The sequence below is a fragment of the Endozoicomonas sp. YOMI1 genome, assembly GCF_024606345.1.
In the GTDB taxonomy this organism is placed as follows: domain Bacteria; phylum Pseudomonadota; class Gammaproteobacteria; order Pseudomonadales; family Endozoicomonadaceae; genus Endozoicomonas.
This window is the reverse complement of record NZ_JAHHPM010000563.1, coordinates 1-4,134: the sequence shown is the minus strand read 5'-3', so window position 1 is coordinate 4,134 and position 4,134 is coordinate 1. Positions and strand designations below refer to the sequence as shown.

At 49.2% G+C, this 4,134-nt stretch carries 2 protein-coding genes; both read right to left on the bottom strand.

The window, feature by feature from the left end:
- Positions 1 to 96 precede the first annotated feature (96 nt).
- Complete coding sequence (locus KDK15_RS19785; protein WP_257297117.1) at positions 97 to 1,719, bottom strand: NAD+ synthase; 1,623 nt, start codon at positions 1,717 to 1,719, stop codon at positions 97 to 99.
- Between the two features lie 202 nt (positions 1,720 to 1,921).
- Positions 1,922 to 4,012: an EAL domain-containing protein gene (locus KDK15_RS19780; protein WP_257297116.1), complete on the bottom strand. Its 2,091-nt coding sequence runs from the start codon at positions 4,010 to 4,012 to the stop codon at positions 1,922 to 1,924.
- Between the last annotated feature and the right edge of the window lie 122 nt (positions 4,013 to 4,134).

Below are 4,134 nucleotides of genomic sequence, written 5' to 3'. Positions count from 1 at the left end.
CAGAAATTTTTATCCTCAATTTCTCGCAATCCTCGCTACGGGGTCGCCTAGACGGACGCTATTCTCGGACAGCCTCCTAGAAACACGGGCAGTGAGTTAAACGCCCGGCCTCCAGCCATTAGTAATCGGATAGCGGCGATCCCGGCCAAACCCTCTTGGCGTAATTCTGACCCCAATAGCTGACTGACGACGTTTGTATTCATTGATATCCACCAGCCTCAGAACGCGGTAGACCGTATCCCGGTCAAACCCTTCTTTCACAATGGACTCGGCACTTTGATCCTGTTCAATATAGAGTTCAAGAATGCGATCCAGTTGATCATAAGGCGGCAGGCTGTCTTCATCCACCTGATCCGGAGCAAGTTCAGCAGAGGGCGGACGGTCTATCACCCTCTGAGGGATCACATAGCCCCGGGTATTGCGATACTCGGACAGTGTAAACACCAGTGTTTTCGGTACATCTTTCAGAACATCAAAACCGCCGGCCATATCGCCGTAGAGCGTGGCGTAACCGACCGCCATTTCACTTTTATTCCCCGTAGTAAGCACCAGGTAACCCTTCTTATTGGAGATCGCCATCAGCATGACACCCCGGCACCGGGACTGCAGGTTTTCTTCGGTGGTATCCCGACCATATCCGGCAAACTCGGTATTCAGAGTGTTCATAAAGGCATCAAACATCGGTTCAATCGGTAGCACCTTATAGGCAACACCCAGAATTTCCGCCTCTTCTGCCGCATCCTCAAGGCTCATATCGGAGGTGTAACGATAGGGCATCATGACCGCCTGAACCCGATCTTTACCCAAGGCATCGGTAGCCACTGCCAGAGTCAGGGCAGAATCAATGCCTCCGGACGAACCCAGAACGATACCCTTGAAACCATTCTTATTGACATAGTCCCTGACACCAGTCACCAGGGCATCATAAACCCTTGAGCAAACTCCGGGGATTTCAGCAACCTCTCCCTGGTCAAACGTCATAGAGCCTTTATCAAAGGCAACGCAGAACAGCTCGTCCGTAAACCAGGTTGCCCCAAAAGCCACTTCACCATCACCATTCATGGCAAAGGAGCCCCCGTCAAACACCAGCTCATCCTGACCTCCCACCAGGTTGGTATAAAGGACAGCAAGGCCCGACTCCAGACAGCGCTCTCTGACCACCTGCTGACGCAGAGACTGCTTGTTCATATGAAAGGGCGATGCATTGAGACTGATAATCAGGTCTGCTCCGGCTTCTTTAGCCCGGCGAACCGGCCCCTGGTACCAGAGATCTTCGCAAATCAACAGGGCAATATTTACACCTTTGCAGGCATAAATAACCGTATTCTGACCTTTCATAAAATAGCGCTTTTCATCAAAAACCTGATAATTGGGCAGATGCTGTTTCCCGTAGCGGGCGATAATCTCACCATCACGCAGCACCAGCGCCTGGTTTTCCAAACCATGTGGCCCCATCAGAGGGACACCGATAATCAAGTCAATACCCTTAACCACTCTGAGTCGGTTCAGCGCCTGTTCTACCCGCACAATCAGACTGGGCCGCAGCAGCAAGTCTTCTGGCGGATAACCACAGAGGGTCAGCTCCGGAAAGGCAACAACATCCGCACCCAGCTGATCCCGGGCCTGCTGGGCAGCCTCAATGACACGGGACGTGTTCCCGTCAATGTCGCCCACCACCAGATTCAGCTGGGCCATGACCATATTGAGCTTTGCTGACATGGAAATACCTGTCTATCCCTTTTTTAAACACATCTATCAGGGGCGGTATTGTCTTGTAAGTAATAGTGTCTGTAAATTGAAATACCCAATGCAGGTGATAAACCCATAAATCAAGGCCCGGAGAAACAGCCTCGAAATCATGGGAGGGGGGAACAGGCATGAAAGATGCCGGATGGCAGATTTAAAGAAAAGGCGGAATTGGTTACCCATCCGCCCCGAAATCAAAATCCATGCGCTCTGAAGGAGGTTGCATATAGCTGCCCTGAATAAAATCAGCGCCAAATTGCCAGACAGGGGTCATTTCTTCCGCTGTTTCAATCCCGGGCACAATCACTTTCCGCCCACTTTGACTGAGATCCTGGATCATTTTCTGTAACTCTTGGGCATTACCACCACTGCTGAGTTCTTCTGTGAAGGAGTGGTCAAGCTTTACCAGGTCAATATCAAGATGAGCAATCCCTTCCAGTGGGTTGAGGCTGCAGCCAAATTCGCTGATCACTGTCTGGCATCCCATCGCTTTCAGAGAACTGAGAAAATCAGGTATTTCTTCTGAGTAGCGGGCCAGATTCTGTTCACTCAATTCAATCGCAACGGCACCCGCAGGAATTCCTGCCGTTTTCAGAGCAACCTTCATCCATGGAACAAACGTATTATCCGTTGCAGAAAAACCACCGACATGCATCAACAACCGGGTATCATGCCCCTCTTTCCTCTTGGCCATCAATGCTTTACTGGCTTCAATCAGTTGCCACCGGTCCAGCTTATTCCACAAACTGTTTTTTTCCAGCTTTGGCCTGAATTCCGAAGCCTCATGTTCCTTTCCCTCCGTGTCGGTCATGACAAAAGAGACTTCATAATACTCAGCGGGGGATCCTGCAAGGGAGATAACGGGTTGATAACTCAGTCTGATTTTTTTGCTCTTTACCGCTTGGCTAACCATGCCAGCCAGCTGTTTTTCAGCGGAATGAACCGAGCTGACTTTACGCTTCCGATAAAAGCACAGTTGGTTTCCACCTTTCTTTTGCGCCAACACGGTGGCTTGACGACTCTGAACAGTCAATGCAGCAGCATCGCTGGCAGTATTATTGAGAATAACCGCTCCTATTGAGAGCCTGACCGGCAACGTTTGTTGATCAATGACAATATCCTCACCGGTCACAGCTGCCAGCAAACTTTCCATCAGCGCTGTGATGTCCTGTTCTTCCCCTTCCCGAAGCAGAGCGGCAAAATTCGCGCCCCCCATACTGGACACATGATGCATGGTGTCAAGATGAGAGGTTATCTTTTTCGCAACCGTTTTAAACAGTCTCTGGCTAACCTCTTTCCCATGCTGTTCAAGAGTGGCTTTCAGAGTTTCCAGATGGAGATAACATAATGTTGACTTTTCTTTGCCATCTACCGCTCGCTGAATAGCAATATCCAACTTCTGATCGAACAGTTTTCGGTCAAACAGCCCTGTTTCGTTGTCTGGAGCTGACTTTTCCAGCGTTTCACTCACTCCTTCCTGCTCACCTTCTTCCTCACTGAGCTTAATCTGCAGACTGAGGGTGAACTCACCATTAAATGACGTCGGTGAGATCACGACGGAAGCAGGAATTTCTGAGCCATTGTGCGCGACCAAAGGACATTGAATGACAGCCATCGCCTGACCACTTTCTTCAATTCCCAGTAGAAACGCTTCAATATCCAGCTGATCTTTGGTAATGATCAAATCCCTGAAAAATGTTCCATCCAGTGACGTCTCTTCCGGAAGCCCCAGCATGTTAATAAATGCAGAGTTAGCAAACTGGATTCGGCCATGATTAACGTAAACAACCGCATCAACCTGGTCATCAAGCAACAACTGACGCTGCTTTTCTGATTCATGCAAGGCGACACTCATGCGTCGATGGTGTCGCCTGACCTTCAAGTCTTCCAGCTCTTTCAGGGCAACCGTCAACAGGTATTCATCATGCCCCAGGGGGATAACTGCGCGAGCCCCCATTTTAATCAACGACAGTTCATCGGTTTCATCATCCGGGTTTACCAGGACGATCCCGGGCAAATCAACATCTTTCTGATTAATAGCATCAAATATCCGGGAATGATTTAATGGTTCGGGGGGCTCTGCCATCAACAGCAGATCCCAGTGCTGCTGTCCGGACATAGCATCAGTGAGATCATCCAGAGAGTTGATCTGATTTGCCCGAGTAGAATAACCAGACTCACGGAAAACATTCAGCAACGATTCTGCTTCCCTGGTTGATGAGTCAATGATTAAAAAGCGAATTAAGTCTTTGTCGCCCAATGCCATGGTTGTGCTTTCCCTGTTGATCTTAGAAAGCTATCGGCGGTTAACTGCTGAATTGTATAGTGCAAAGGTAACTGTTCAGCACCCCTCATATAAATCTGGATTTTTCTGTTTTTTCTACCATC